At 39.0% G+C, this 15,283-nt stretch carries 13 protein-coding genes; 2 read left to right on the top strand and 11 right to left on the bottom strand.

The annotated features are described in order from the left end of the window. Nucleotides 1-135 precede the first annotated feature (135 nt). Both IGI44_RS11390 and zwf read left to right on the top strand, forming a co-directional pair. The gene (locus IGI44_RS11390; RefSeq protein WP_216410513.1) at nucleotides 136-783 is read left to right on the top strand and encodes a metal-dependent transcriptional regulator; all 648 of its coding nucleotides are present in this window, start codon (nucleotides 136-138) and stop codon (nucleotides 781-783) included. A 171-nt stretch (nucleotides 784-954) separates the two neighbouring features. Further along, on the top strand, nucleotides 955-2,469 hold the full coding sequence (zwf, locus tag IGI44_RS11395; RefSeq protein ID WP_438787836.1) for a glucose-6-phosphate dehydrogenase: 1,515 nt from the start codon (nucleotides 955-957) through the stop codon (nucleotides 2,467-2,469). Between the two features lie 149 nt (nucleotides 2,470-2,618). Here the strand turns inward: zwf and ileS are convergent, their stop codons facing one another. The 11 genes from ileS to murD form a co-directional block, all read right to left on the bottom strand. After that, entirely contained in the window at nucleotides 2,619-5,405 is a 2,787-nt protein-coding gene (gene ileS / locus IGI44_RS11400) for an isoleucine--tRNA ligase (RefSeq protein WP_438787837.1), read from the bottom strand. Between the two features lie 377 nt (nucleotides 5,406-5,782). After that, on the bottom strand, nucleotides 5,783-6,487 hold the full coding sequence (locus tag IGI44_RS11405; RefSeq protein WP_438787838.1) for a DivIVA domain-containing protein: 705 nt from the start codon (nucleotides 6,485-6,487) through the stop codon (nucleotides 5,783-5,785). 21 nt (nucleotides 6,488-6,508) lie between these two features. Continuing rightward, a complete protein-coding gene (locus IGI44_RS11410) occupies nucleotides 6,509-7,291 on the bottom strand; it encodes an RNA-binding protein (protein ID WP_438787839.1) in 783 nt (260 codons plus the stop codon). Nucleotides 7,292-7,303: 12 nt separating this feature from the next. Next, complete coding sequence (locus tag IGI44_RS11415; RefSeq protein WP_438787840.1) at nucleotides 7,304-7,579, bottom strand: YggT family protein; 276 nt, start codon at nucleotides 7,577-7,579, stop codon at nucleotides 7,304-7,306. Between the two features lie 13 nt (nucleotides 7,580-7,592). After that, entirely contained in the window at nucleotides 7,593-8,234 is a 642-nt protein-coding gene (locus tag IGI44_RS11420; protein WP_438787841.1) for a cell division protein SepF, read from the bottom strand. Between the two features lie 9 nt (nucleotides 8,235-8,243). Continuing rightward, complete coding sequence (locus IGI44_RS11425; protein WP_438787842.1) at nucleotides 8,244-8,921, bottom strand: YggS family pyridoxal phosphate-dependent enzyme; 678 nt, start codon at nucleotides 8,919-8,921, stop codon at nucleotides 8,244-8,246. 14 nt (nucleotides 8,922-8,935) lie between these two features. Continuing rightward, entirely contained in the window at nucleotides 8,936-10,174 is a 1,239-nt protein-coding gene (gene ftsZ / locus IGI44_RS11430) for a cell division protein FtsZ (RefSeq protein WP_438787843.1), read from the bottom strand. 21 nt (nucleotides 10,175-10,195) lie between these two features. Then, on the bottom strand, nucleotides 10,196-11,521 hold the full coding sequence (gene ftsA / locus IGI44_RS11435) for a cell division protein FtsA (RefSeq protein ID WP_438787844.1): 1,326 nt from the start codon (nucleotides 11,519-11,521) through the stop codon (nucleotides 10,196-10,198). Between the two features lie 165 nt (nucleotides 11,522-11,686). Continuing rightward, a complete protein-coding gene (locus IGI44_RS11440; protein ID WP_438787845.1) occupies nucleotides 11,687-12,808 on the bottom strand; it encodes a cell division protein FtsQ/DivIB in 1,122 nt (373 codons plus the stop codon). 9 nt (nucleotides 12,809-12,817) lie between these two features. Next, nucleotides 12,818-13,909, bottom strand: a complete 1,092-nt coding sequence (murG, locus tag IGI44_RS11445) for an undecaprenyldiphospho-muramoylpentapeptide beta-N-acetylglucosaminyltransferase (protein WP_438787846.1) — start codon at nucleotides 13,907-13,909, stop codon at nucleotides 12,818-12,820. Between the two features lie 9 nt (nucleotides 13,910-13,918). Next, a complete protein-coding gene (murD, locus tag IGI44_RS11450; RefSeq protein ID WP_438787847.1) occupies nucleotides 13,919-15,283 on the bottom strand; it encodes a UDP-N-acetylmuramoyl-L-alanine--D-glutamate ligase in 1,365 nt (454 codons plus the stop codon).

Raw genomic sequence — 15,283 nt, forward strand, 5'->3', positions numbered from 1 at the left:
TCTTAGAAATTTTTTTTTATTACCCCTGTTATTAGTGCTTTGTTTGTTTAAAAGACCAGTCCAATCAAATGGAAAAAATGTGATATATTTGGTAAACTTAATCTGATATGCCTCGTTACGAAAGGATGAACATCAATGACACCGAATCGTGAAGATTATTTAAAATTAATATTGGAATTAGGTGGCGACAAAGAAAAAGTTAGTAATAAAAAAATCGTTGCTGGTTTGTCCATTTCTGGTGCTTCTGTTAGTGAGATGATCAATAAGCTTGTGAAAGAAGGTCTAGTTGAACACTCCCCTTATCAAGGCGTTCAATTAACTCCGATTGGTTTAGAAAAAGCGAGTACGCTTGTCCGTAAGCATCGCTTATGGGAAGTCTTTTTAGTTGATCATCTTGGTTACTCGTGGAATGAAGTCCATGATGAAGCAGAAGTATTAGAACACGTGACCTCTTCACAACTAGAACAAAAATTGGATCATTATTTAAATCATCCAACTTTTTGCCCTCATGGAGGAATGATTCCACAGCAGGATCAAACAGTTCACGAAAAAGATCGTCAAACCTTAGCAAGTTACCCTGAAGGCACGAACGTTCGAATAGCACGTGTCTTGGATGAAAAAGACCTGCTTGATTACTTGATGGATCTGGGAGTCAAAATCCATGAAGAATACAAAATCACAAATATTGCTGCGTATGAAGGACCTATTACTTTACAAAACGACCAAAAAGAGGTTTCAATTAGTTACAAGGCAGCGTCAACAATTTTTGTTGATTCGCTGTAGTGTTTTACGGAATAGAAATCGAACTAGGATGCCCGTCCAACTTTTTGCAGTATTTATGATTGAGTGTTAAATTTCGATCTTACTTGCTCATGAGAACTTTTTCTTCGTTGGATGGTATTCGAGCTGGGTATCAAACTTATTTAACATTAAAAAGAACTAGGAGTGGAATTTATGGAACAGGCAGCATTATTCACCATTTTTGGTGGAACTGGCGACTTAGCAAAACGAAAACTGTATCCTTCGCTGTTTCGCCTATATAAAAAAGGAAATTTGGCGGAGCATTTTGCTGTGATCGGTACAGCTAGACGACCATGGAGTGATGACCACTACCGTGAGATCGTTCGCGATACGATCAAAGATATTGCTCCAACTGAGGAAGAAGCAGAGAAATTTTCAAGTCATTTCTATTATCTGTCTCACAATGTCAACGATACCGAACATTACGATCAATTGAAGGAATTGTCTGACCAGCTAGATGAAAAATATCAGCTACAAGGCAACCGTTTATATTACTTGGCCATGGCACCTCAATTTTTCGGCACGATTGTCAATCATTTAAAATCGCAAGAAATTTTGACTACCACTGGATATAATCGTTTGGTAATTGAGAAACCATTCGGTTTTGATTATGCTTCTGCGGATGAGTTAAATAATCAAATTCGCAAGGTCTTTCCAGAGCAAGATATTTTCCGAATCGACCACTACTTAGGTAAAGAAATGATTCAAAACATTTCTGTTATTCGTTTTGCAAATAACATCTTTGAATCCCTTTGGAACAACCGATACATTGAAAATGTACAGATCACATTTTCTGAAGCACTTGGTGTAGAAGATCGTGGTGGTTATTATGAACACAGCGGTGCGTTAAAAGATATGGTTCAAAATCATATCCTGCAAGTCGTAGCTTTACTAGCAATGGAAGTACCAACTTCTTTCTCTAATAAATCGATTCGTGAGGAAAAAGTTAAAGTTTTACAAGCCATTCGTCGCTACGATTCAGAAGAAGTCTTACAAAATTTTGTTCGCGGACAATATGACGCGGGAATGTTAGATGGCAAAGAATTTGCTGCTTACCATGATGAACCAAATGTTGCCGAAGATTCTCTAATGGAAACCTTTGTTGCTGGAAAATTCTTAATTGATAATTTCCGTTGGTCTGGAGTACCCTTCTACGTTCGTACAGGAAAGCGCATGACTGAAAAAGGCACACGAATCAATATCGTCTTTAAGCAGGTTCCTGTAAACGTCTTTAATTTCGAGCAAGAAGAAGCAGACGGTGCAGAATTGCCCCAAAATATTTTAACGATCTACATCCAACCAACTGAGGGCTTCTCTTTAACTCTTAATGGAAAGAAAATTGGTCAAGGTTTCAATACTGAACCTGTAAAACTAGACTTCCGCCAAAGTGCTGAAGTAACTGAAAACAGTCCTGAAGCCTATGAAAAGCTATTGCTAGATGCCTTAAATGGTGATAGCACCAACTTTTCTCATTGGGATGAAGTTGCGAACTCATGGGAGATTGTTGACCGTATCCGAAATACGTGGGATCAAACTACGCCAGGATTTCCTAACTATGCAGCTGGCACCATGGGTCCACAGTGTGCATTCGATCTTTTAGCTAAAAACGGACACGAATGGGCTTGGCAGCCAGACCAATGGTATCGTGAACGCGGAAAACTAGAATAATAGTACAAAAAACTGAGGAAAATTTCTCAGTTTTTTTGTATAGTCAGCCTAGCTGTGTAAATAGTTTTATTAAATAAATTAGATTAGATACTAAAAAGAACCTGCATCGAATTACCTTCGATGCAGGTTCCTTCTATTATATGGCTTTCCTATTCCAATCCTTCTGCTACTGCTTCTGGATAGTTTTCTTCTACGATATGGGCACATGAGGCACATAAATGTGGAAGCTTTTCATCCTCACCAACTGTTGTGCGAACTTGGCGACAGCGATCACAAACTTCACCATCTGCTTTTTCAACTAAAATCGCTACATCATCAAATACCATAGCATTGTCAGGAGCGCTATCCTTTGAAATACTAAATGAATCCGGTGACACGATCAATAATTGAGCCAGATCAGCATCTAGAGCTGTTAACATCGCAGCTACTTGTTCATTTGGATAAATGGTCACTTTTGCTTCAAGTGATTTACCAATCACTTTTTCATTACGAGCTTCTTCCAAAGCTTTCAAGACCTTATCACGGAAATCCATAAAGGCTTTCCATGTGTCTAGCAATTCCTCTTGGTTAGGGAACGTTTCATAGCTTGGCAATTCCGCTAACTGTACGTATTCTTCCTCTTCTTTCAAGTACGTCCAAATTTCTTCAGTCGTATGAGGAATAATTGGCGTCAATAACTTCGTCAATGCTACTGCAGCCTGATAAAAGACTGTCTGCATGCAACGGCGCTCATAGCTGTCCTCTGCTTGAATGTATACAACATCTTTTGCAAAATCCAAATAGAAAGAAGACAAATCAACCGTTAAGAAGTTTACAACTGTCTTGTAAATTTGTGTAAAGTCATACTTCTCATAACCCTCTTCACGAATGGTTTTGATTACTTCATTTAGACGAATCAGCATATATTTATCAACTGAACGTAATTCATCATACGCAACGCCGTGTTTTACTGGATCAAAATCATTGGTATTTGCTAACAAGAAGCGCATGGTGTTGCGAATCTTTCGGTAAACCTCAGATACTTGATTCAAGATATCCATAGAGACACGAACATCACTTTCGTAATCAACACTGCTGACCCATAGGCGTAAGATATCAGCACCCATTTGGTTAATGACTTTTCCAGGAACAATCGTGTTACCTAATGATTTACTCATCTTACGACCTTCGCCATCTAGAGTAAAGCCTTGAGAAAGAACTGATTTGTATGGGGCAACGCCATTAATTGCAACACTTGTTGTAATACTTGAGTTGAACCAGCCACGATATTGGTCAGAACCTTCTAAATACATATCAGCTGGAAACGTTAATTCCTCACGTTGACGTAACACCGCTTCGTGAGAAGAACCTGAATCAAACCAAACGTCCATGATATCTGTCTCTTTAGTAAAAATACCATTTGGTGAGCTTGGATGAGTGAATCCTTCAGGTAATAACTCTTTTGCTTCGCGCTCAAACCAAACATTCGAACCATGTTCAGCGAATAATTGAGCCACATGTTCTGTAGTTTCCGGCGTGATGATTGCTTCTCCATCTTCACCATAGAAAATTGGAAGTGGCACACCCCATGCGCGTTGTCGAGAAATAACCCAATCACCGCGATCACGAATCATATTATACAGACGAGTTTTCCCCCATGGAATGATCCAATCAACCTTTTCGATTTCATCTAAAATATCTTGACGGAACTTATCAATTGAAGCAAACCATTGAGGAGTTGCGCGATAAATGATTGGTTTTTTCGTACGCCAATCATGCGGATAACTATGCATGAAAAATTCTAGTTTTAATAAAGAGCCTTTTTCTTTTAATAAATCAGTGACCATTGCATTGACTTTGTCATAAAAGACACCTTCAAAGCCAGGGGCTTCTGCAGTCATCACTCCACGATCATCAACTGGAGAAATAATATCATTACGATACTTTTTCCATGCAAAGTAGTCATCCTCACCATGAGCAGGCGCCGTATGAACCACACCTGTACCAGCGTCTAAAGTGACATGATCCCCTAAAATTACTAATGACTCACGATCATAAAATGGGTGTTGTGCGGTCATATATTCAAGATCTTTTCCTTGAACTTCTTTGATCACCTTAGGAGCTTGCCAATCTAATTCTGTCGTTACAGAATCTAACAGATCCTTCGCTACAATGTATTTTTTCCCTACTTCTTCCACTACCACGTAAGTATAGTCTTTATTAACAGAAAGCGCCTGGTTAGCTGGTAAAGTCCAAGGTGTCGTAGTCCAGATAATAAATGACGTATCCGAATCTAAAATTTCTTTGCCATCTTTCACCTTGAAAGCAACAAAGATTGAGGGCGACTTAACATCTTTATATTCTACTTCGGCTTCTGCTAATGAGGACTCACTGGAGGGAGACCAATAAATCGGTTTTAAACCTTTATAAATGTAGCCTTTTTCAGCCATTTTTCCAAAAACGCGAATTTCAGCGGCTTCATAATCAGGCGTCAATGTAATATATGGGTGTTCCCAATCGCCAGCAATTCCCAAACGTTTGAAATCCTCACGTTGCTTATCCACCTGTGACAATGCATACTCTTCACATTTTTTGCGGTATTCCGCCATCGACATTTCTTTACGTTTGATTCCTTTGTTTGTTAAAACTTGTTCGATTGGCAAGCCATGAGTGTCCCAGCCGGGTACGTAAGGAGCGCGAAAACCTGACATTGATTTAGAACGTACAATGATGTCTTTACTGATTTTATTCAAGGCATGTCCAATATGGATGTTTCCATTCGCATATGGAGGGCCGTCATGTAAAACAAAGGTAGGTTTTCCTTCATTTAATTCCTGACGTTTTTCGTAAATTTTATTTTCTTCCCATTCTTTTTCCCACTGACCTTCACGGTTTGGTAAATTACCGCGCATTGGGAAGCCGGTTTTTCCTAGCTGAAGAGTTTCTTTTGTCTTCACTATCGATCGTCTCCTTTTATTTATAAGATTGATGATTAACGATACTTTTTAAGACGTTGCTTCCTCTTTACGTATACAAATATACGTATAAGAATTACAACTGATAAAGCTAATCGAACTCACTCGGTAGAATATAAATACGTAGTGACGTTCACAAAAAAACAAGCTTATCCGCACAGGGACGAGCTTGTCGTGGTACCACCCAAATTTGAAACCTAAGTTTCCTCTGACCATCATTAACGCAATGACGCGTCGATTACTACTTACCGTTCATAATCGAAATAATCTAGAGGATCTTTCCAATTAGAGGGTCTGCCGAACTTTCACTGTCATCGGCTCGCTATAAAGAATCTAATCAGCTTTTCTGTTCCAGACTTTTAATCTTCGTTTGATTTAATCAATTCAGGAATATCAATCGTCAAACCCATATCTTCTTGAGGTTCATCAAGGATGATTGGTTCATCTGAGTCTACTGCATTCTCTGTATCACTGTCAAGCTCATTTGCTAAAACTTCTTTCAAGACTTCGTGACCATCTCCGACATATGAAGACATTGGTTTCAAAACTTCTTCCCAATCTCCGCTGCGGGCTTGATCAATTTGTGTTTCTAATAATAACAACAATTGTTGATGGAAAACACGTGTTTTCTTCTTCAAATCATTGGTTTCAGCAGCTAACTGACGAGCTTTAGAAGTAGCATCCGTTAGAATTTCTTTTGCTTTATCTTCCGCAGTCGTTGTTAATAAGTTTGCTTTTTGCATTGCGTTAGAAATTAATTCATCCGCACGATTTTGCGCAGAAGTTACGATCACTTCAGATTCTTTACTTGCTGAAGATTTTACTTTATCAGCAGTATCTTGTGCTACAACGATAGATTGGTTCAATGCCTCTTTTAATTCATTGAAATATTCTAATTTTTCTTCAGAATGTTTCAAGGCTTTTTCTAGTTCGCGATTTTTTGCGATGCTATCTTCATAATCGCGGACGATCATATCTAAAAAATCATCGACTTCATCTTGGTTATATCCACGCATTTTAGTGGAGAAATTCTTGTTTTGAATATCTAATGGAGTTAATGCCATTTTTTTGTTCACCTCATAAATTTATTTTCGTAAAACGCCTAAGCGCAAACGGAATTTTTCTTTCTTTGTCTTTCCTTCTATTCCTTGGATCTGAATTCGCCCAAACCCGCGAACTGAAACAACATCTAATAAATCAAGTAAATAATCTGGTCGCTCATTAACGGACCAGTTAACTTTTACTTTGCTGGCTTCAACTAATTGCTTCGAACGTTGACGCGAAATATTATAAACAGTTGAAATAATCGCATCTAGTCGCATTGAGGTCGCTGTAGTTGTTTCCTCAACCCAACTATCTTTAGGAATAATGATGTCCGTGTATGGACGTTCCTCTAGATGAACGGTTACACGACCAATTTTAGTTACCTGATTGACAATATAACTAGCAGATTCTTTTGCTAAAAAAATTTGCCAACGGTTTCCATCAGAAATAATATCCCCAAAATAATCACGTTTAATTCCCGCACTCATCAATGTTCCTAATATTTTTCCGTGAGAAAGCTCTGTAAACTTTTGTGGATAATTGATTTCAATCATCACAAGTTCAAAATCATCGATTTGTGGTTCATAATACTCTGGATAGATCATGCAGCGACAACGTTCAGCGTGCTCATAACCACCATAAAACGAAAATTTCAATTCACTATTTTCGCGAATTAAGGTCTCTAAGATATAAGCTTGCCGAGGATCCAAAAAATTCGTCAAATAAGGAGCATACTGGCTCTCAACTTGTTCCAGCCAATCGCCAACATTGTCTACAAATGGATGCTCTTCTGGTCTAAAATGTTGATAGACATTGGCATTCATTTTGCCACCTCCTTAATAAATAAAATTAATCAGAATTTTTTGCAAAACCTCCATCGCGATATTTAGTGCTAGAATCGCTGCCATTATAGAAAAGTCGATCCCGCCGAATTGCAAAGGTAAACGTCGAAATAAATTAAGAAACGGTTCACAAATTCGACCTAACAACTGACCAAACTTGGACTGATACGCCCCTGGAAACCATGACATTAATGCATAAACGACTAAAAGTATCGTATACAGATAAACTAGTCGATTTAAATAATAAAAAAGTGTAATAAGTAGATTCAACTATGCGGCTCCTTTACATTCCTAATCCATAAATATCGTCATCAACCATGGCGCTCAACGTAGAGTTAGTGATTTCGACATTTGTTGGCGTACATAAAAACATTTCATTTCCAACACGTTTAATATCACCATCAACCATAAAGACTGCACCAGTTAGAAAATCGACTATCCGACGAGCTCTCATCTCATCCAAAGATTGGAAATTAATCAAGACTACTTCACCTTGACCAACACGTTTCGCAATAGTCATCGCTTCATTGTATGCTCTAGGTTCAACTACTGAAATGCGCTCTTTTCTTTTTTCTTCTGTTCTAGAAGAAGAAACTCGTTGTGCCCGATGATTATTGTTAGGCATTGAAACGACCTTCTCATTTTTTTGAGGCATAGTTTCTGCCTTTTTTACAACAGTTTCTGCTCTCCGATTGGTCTGAGTCTCTACAACTGGTTTGACTCTTTCTGGTACTCTTTCTTTGGGACGCTCCTGAGAACGTTCCTGTTTTTGATACGTAGGACGTGCTGTTACGCGTTCTTTTTTCAAAGGTGCACTTACTGGGCGGCTAACCTGCTTCTTTGGGGCAGGTGTCGCTGCTTCTTCGTACATATCATCATCTGCTAAACCAAAAAAATCAGTGATCTTTGCTAGACTAATTCCCATTAACTTTACCTAACCTTTCTTAAATAGTGCCGTTCCGATTCGAACAAAAGTAGCACCTTCTTCAATTGCCGTTTTGAAGTCTTGGCTCATTCCCATGCTTAATTCTGTACATGGTGCGTATTGCAAGTTTTGCTTTTTCACGCTTTCTTGAAGTTGTCTCAAGGTAGAGAAAACATTTCGAATCTCAGACTGACTTGCGTCATAAGGTGCCATTGTCATTAAACCGATGACTTGAATTTTTTCAAGCCCCGCTAATTCGTCAATGAAAGTCTGAAGTTCATCTGGCTTGATACCATGCTTTGATTCTTCTCCTGAAACATTTACTTCAATAAAACACTTTATTTGATGTTCTGCACGTTTTTGAATTTCTTGTGCTAAACGCAGACTGTCTAATGCATGAAAATAGTCAATCTCGTTTATAATCAATTTTACCTTGCGTCGCTGTAAATTACCAATAAGATGCCATTTGATCTGCTGATAGTTTGAAAGACTCTGCTTTTTATCCAGTAATTTGTCTACTCGATTCTCTGCTAAATCCGTCATACCTAATTCAACGAGTTCTCTTGCGGTCGTGGAGTCGACACTCTTTGTCACCGCAACCATAGTAATCTCCTTTGGGTTACGTGAAACAAGAGCACACGACTCCTGAATCTCTTGCTCGATTCTATGCAAGTTTTCAGCGATCATGTGCTCTCCCCCTTTTATTTTCTACGGCGAAAGAATGGTGGTGTATCTAGTTCTTCGTCTTTTTCAGGTTTTACTTCTTCACGATTGAAGGTTTCGAATTCTTTCTTTTCGATATTATCAAATTGTGTTTCCTCAACTTTAGGACGGATGTTTTCTTCCTTGCGGATATCCCATTCACCAAAAGCAGACTGACCGTCGTTACCTCTTGCAGGTTCAATATCTAAATTTTGTTTTTGTGGAACCGATTGGATTTGACTAGCACGTTGTGTATTACGTGTAGCCTTACGCTCCTTTTTTGTTGGATCAATTCCTGTCGCAATTACTGTAACGCGAATTTCATCGCCTAGTTCTTCACTGATTGATGTACCTAAGATAATATTTACATCGCCTGTTGCTGCACTTGCTACGATGTCAGAAGCATCTTGAGCTTCAAATAGTGTCATATCCAAGCCGCCTGTGATATTTAATAAAACTTGTTCTGCGCCATCAATAGATGTTTCAAGTAGTGGAGAAGAGATTGCTTTTTTCGTTGCTTCAACTACGCGATCTTCACCACTGGCCACACCAATTCCCATCAAGGCAGTTCCTTGGTTAGCCATGACTGTTTTCACATCAGCAAAGTCCAAGTTTACGTAACCAGGAGCTGTAATCAAGTCTGAAATACCTTGTACACCCTGACGTAATACATTATCTGCTTCACGGAATGCTTCAAGCATCGGCGTTTTCTTGTCAACAACTTCAAGGAGACGATTATTTGAGATGATCAACAAAGTATCAACATTTTCTTTTAATGCTGAAATTCCTTCTGCTGCAAAGCGACCACGTTTAGGTCCTTCAAAACTAAATGGACGCGTAACCACGCCGACAGTTAAGGCACCTAAATCCTTTGCGATTTTCGCAACGATTGGAGCAGCACCTGTACCAGTACCTCCGCCCATTCCGGCAGTGATAAAGACCATATCTGCGCCTTCTAAAGCATCACGAATTGCTTGTTCACTTTCTTCAGCTGATTTTTGTCCAACTTCAGGCTGTGAACCCGCACCTAAGCCACGAGTATATTTAGGGCCTAATTGAATCACTGTTTCTGCTTTTGAGTTTTTAAGTGCTTGAACATCAGTGTTTGATGCGATGAATTCAACGCCTTTAACGTTTTCTTCGATCATACGGTTGATAGCATTGCCACCGCCACCGCCAACACCGATAACTTTAATAACTGCACCTTCGTTAATATTGTTATCTATTGAGAATTCCATGTTTTCTATTCCTCCTACAAATTAGTCAAAAATATTAGAGAAGAAGTCTTTAATCTTCCCAGTAACTTTTTCTTCATTTTTTGGCTTTGATTCTTCTTCATAATCTGTTGATGCTTCGTAATCGTCATAAACAGGGGCTGTGGATACAGCACTGGTTTGTGGTGAGGCAGATAATGAAACTTTTTCACCCGTAACTGCTGATTTAGCTAAGTGATAAACGTCACTCAACTCAGCTGAGTAATTGACGATGCTGATGACATTCGTGAAAACTGGATTTCTCAAGCCCATTTGATTTGGGACATGCAACTTAACAGTGGTTCCGAAAATATCTTCCGCTAAATCAACCACCCCTGGCAGGCTTGCTGCACCACCAGTGAGGATAACTCCACCTGGTAAATCGAGTGCTTCGATCTCATCCAGAGCCTCTTTGGCTTTACGGAAGATTTGTTCTAGACGCGCTTCGATGATTTCAGCTAAATAGCGTTCATCCACTTTGACAGGGTCCGTTTTCCCAATAACATCAACTGGAAAATCTTCCTCTGCTGATGTCCGCGTTGGATAGGCATCTCCATAATTGATTTTCAACGCCTCCGCATTGTTGAACGAAGTGTTTAAAACAATAGAAATGTCTTTTGTAACAAACTCTCCACCTTCTTGGTCCACATGAGTGAACTTCAACTGTTTGTCGTGCATGACTGCCGTTGTAGTTTGACCGCCACCCATATCAATCACGATCGTTCCAAAGTCTTTTTCACCATCAGATAAAATTGACTCCGTTAAGGCTAAAGAGGTGATTACTGTTTCAGCAACTGATAAGCCCGCTTTTTCAACGCATTTGGTGATGTTATGAATGATTGTCTTAGGTCCTGTGAAGACCAAACCGAACATTTCAAGACGAACACCGATCATTCCTCGCGGATCCTTAATGCCTTCAAAGCCATCAACGGTAAATTCTTGAGGCAATAGCGCAACGATTTGTCTTTCAGGAGGAACAGAACGAACCATTGCTGCAGAAGCGACATTGCGAACATCGTCATCCATAATCTCTTTTGACTCGTTATTAACAGCGATCATACCTTGACAAGGTTCAACTTCTAATAAGTTCGCAGGTAATCCAACGCTGACACTTTTAATCTGAATCCCGGCTTTTTCCTCGGCCTGTTTTACTGCTCGTTGAATCGCCTGAACTGTTTTATCGATATCTACGATAATCCCACGGTTGATTCCTTCTGATTTTGCGTTTCCAACACCAATGATATTCATTTGGCTATCGATGTACTCGGCAACAACAACTTTTATCGATGTTGTCCCGATATCAAGGCCTACATACATTCCTGCTTTTGCCATGAATGGGATTCCCTCCTATTTTCAAATAAATGCTTTATTCAGATTTAATATTTTAACTTACTGTTAAGCATGAAATATAATTATTTGCAAGTAATTCACTGCCTTCAATTTTAACACATTTTGCCTAGAATGAAAAAGAAGATTCAACATTTTCTTGTAATAAATTTAATCATTTCCAACAGGGGTTCCAGATTGATCTATTGAGTTTTGTGTTGCATCCTCGGTCGCTGAATTTTCAGCAGAATTTTCAGTATATGGATAGCTATATATTCCTGCTTCCATATCTACGATACCTTTAATCTCTTTATCATTCATTTCTTTAGCAATTTGAGGATAATAGTTCATCTTATCACCGAGATCATTGATACTAATCAAAACTTTATTCCCATCATTCATGAAAATTTCCAGTAATTCCTTATTTTCATTCGTTGGAGCATACTTAATTTGAGATATACCTTGTTTAACTTCTTCAGATAATTTTTTATAACCATCAAGAACTTTTAAAATCCGTTTCGATCCAGTGAAGCTCTCTAAAATTGGCAGCTCACCGTCGCTTTTCTCTACTTCAATTGGAATAATTTTCCCATTTGAAATAACTGGTGAATACTTTCCATTACTTTCTAGATACGCCACTTCCGGATATTCTTTTACTTCCACTTCAAAATGATTAATTCCGTCTAGATGTACTTCAGCATTTTCAATTTGCAGTTCTTGCTTCTTCAAATTTTTCACGTTATCCTTGCGATCAAAATACTGACTCCAAAGATTGTCACCCACTGTAAAATTCAATTCTTTTTCAATTATCTCTGATGAAATTCTGTCATTGCCTTTTACACTCACGCCGCCTAGCTTAGCTAAAGGCGATATGTAATACAATAATAATAAAGCCGGAATGGAAAATAATCCAATCAGAATCATTGATCTCCGTAAAAGACGGCGATTACGTTCATGTTTGATGTTAGGTAATCTATCCAAAAATGAACCATTTTTCGGTCCAACTGGCGGCTCCTCTATCTCTGGTTCTGCGATTTCCGATTCTATGGCTACCGGTTCAGTTTTTTCAAACGTTTCCTCTTTTTGGTCGGCAGACTCATCAGTGCTCCCTGTTTCATCAAACGGTTCAGAGGTTGACGACTGCTCAATTGACTCTCCTTTTTCAAGAGCTTTTTGTTTCAAATATTCCATGTTTGCTAATTGCCATGGCGTTAGCTTCTCAGGCTCCGTTTTTTCTTCCTGCTGAATATCATTGTTTTCTTCTGGAAACTCTTTGCGGCTAATGGTCCTCACCTCCAAAAATTATTTGATGATTTCGTTCACCAATGTCCATAGACGTTCCGCTGCATCTGGAATACCTTCTTGACGCGAAGCCATTGCCATTGTAGCTTTTTTCTCAGAATCATTCATAATATCATCTACGGCTTCTACTAAGTTTTCACCGGTTAAATCCGCATCCTTAATCATCTTGACAGCTCCAGCATTGACAAGACTCTGAGCATTCTTTGTCTGATGGTCATTTGTCACATAAGGACTCGGAATTAGAATTGCCGGTAATCCTAAAGCAGTCAACTCTGCAATCGAAGTAGCACCCGCACGCCCAATCAACAGATCAACATTGGCCATAACGTCTGTCATATTCTTAATATACGGTTGGAGCGACAAATTATGGCTGATTTTTTCAACATCAAACTTCTCTAGTATTTCGTTATAATAACGATCTCCTGAAGCATAAAGTACTTGATAGTCTTTCTGAGAAAATTTGGGTAATGCTTGAATAACCGCTTGATTTATTTTAAGTGCCCCTTGGCTTCCACCGAATATCAAAACAGTTGGGATATCAGGCAGCAGACCATACTGTTCTAAGACTTCTGACTTTCCACTAGTTACCACTTCTTGAGCGCGTGGATTCCCAACTAAAACCGTTTTGTTTTCTGGAAAATATTGTGCAGCATCGGGAAAGCTTATTCCCACTCGATCGGCAAACCGGCTTAGAAATTTATTGGTGATTCCTGGAACACTATTTTGTTCATGAACAATCGTCGGAATGTTCATCCGAGCTGCTGCATAAACGACTGAACCAGATACATATCCTCCTGTCCCAATCACAACATCAGGTTTGAACTCTCGTAAAATTTCTTTTGAACGTTTAATGCTCTCTAAAAATAATTGAACTGTTTTGATATTATCGAATGAAAGTTTTCGCTTAAAGCCTTGGATCTTAATTGTTTTAAAAGAAATGCCTGTCTCAGGCACGATCTTATTTTCCAACCCTCGGTGTGTACCTACATATAAAAATTCTGATTCCGGTTGGATTTTTTGTACGTAACGGATAAACGCTAAGGCTGGATAAATATGTCCGCCCGTGCCGCCGCCTGTAACAAGTATTCTCATTTCATTTCCCTACTTTTCTAATTGCTTTACAGCTTGCATAAATTTGTCTCCACGAATTTCAAAGCTAGGGTATTGGTCCCAACTTGCATTCGCGGGAGATAACAGGATACTGTCACCATCTTCACTTTGTTCATAGGCCAAAGGAACAGCTGTTTCAACATTTGAAGTCATGATAATTGTTCTGATCCCTGCTCGTTCAGCAGTCTCAGCCAGTTTATCTTTGGTTTCTCCAAAAAGTATAATCGCTTTTACCCCTTCAAGAGATGGAATTAGCTCATCAAATCCATTCCCGCGATCCAATCCGCCAGCAAGCAGAATCAACTGATCGTTATCAAATCCACTTAAGGCCATTTCTGTCGCTAAACTATTAGTTGCTTTGGAGTCATTGTAAAACTTGCGTCCATTGATTGTACCAACGTATTGCGTACGATGAGGTACCCCATGAAATTTACTTAACGCAAAACGAATTCCCTCGTTGGAAACGCCTTTTAATTTCGCCACAGCAATTGCTGCCAGTGCGTTCTCAATATTATGAGCGCCGGGTACCCCTAATTCCGCAGCCTCCATAATTTTTTCGTCCATATAATAAAGACTGCCGTCATATGAGTATGCACCACTTTCAAGTTTCTCTTTTGTTGAAAAAGGAACGACTTGTGCCTTGGTTTGTGTACTCATTTCTTGTAATTCTTCTGAATTCCAGTTTAAGACTAGATAATCATCCGATGTCATGTTCTCTTGGATTGCCCATTTTGCGGCTACATAGTTCTCACGTGTTTTATGATAATCCAAATGTCCTTCATAAATATTGGTAATAACAGCGATTTGTGGTTTAAATGTTTCAATCCCCATCAATTGGAAACTTGACAATTCCATTACTATATCGTCGTCAACTGATGCCTTAGCAGCTACTTCACTAGCAGGAAAGCCAATATTCCCAGCAAGACGAGCACTTCCAGCGGTCCGTTCTTGATTCAACAATAAACCAATCATGGTAGTGGTCGTCGTCTTACCATTCGTTCCCGTAATGCCCACAATCGGGCACTCAGCAACTTGATAAGCCAACTCTACTTCAGTCAAAATTGGAATATTCACTTCTTTCGCTTTGGCTACTAAAGGATTATCATAAGGGATACCAGGATTTTTCACCATCAAGGAAAAATCTTCATCTAACAATTCAATTGGATGGTGTCCAGTAATCACTCGTACACCTTGTTCTAATAATCCTTGAGCTTCTGGATTCTCTTCGAAGGGTTTCCCATCATTAACCGTAACAAGTGCGCCCAAGTCATTTAATAACTTGGCCGCACTAAATCCACTCTTTGCTAATCCTAAGACTAATACTTTTTCATTTTCATATTGTTTGATTTGTTTCAT

The sequence above is a fragment of the Enterococcus sp. DIV0756 genome (assembly GCF_051710745.1).
Lineage (GTDB): Bacteria > Bacillota > Bacilli > Lactobacillales > Enterococcaceae > Enterococcus_A.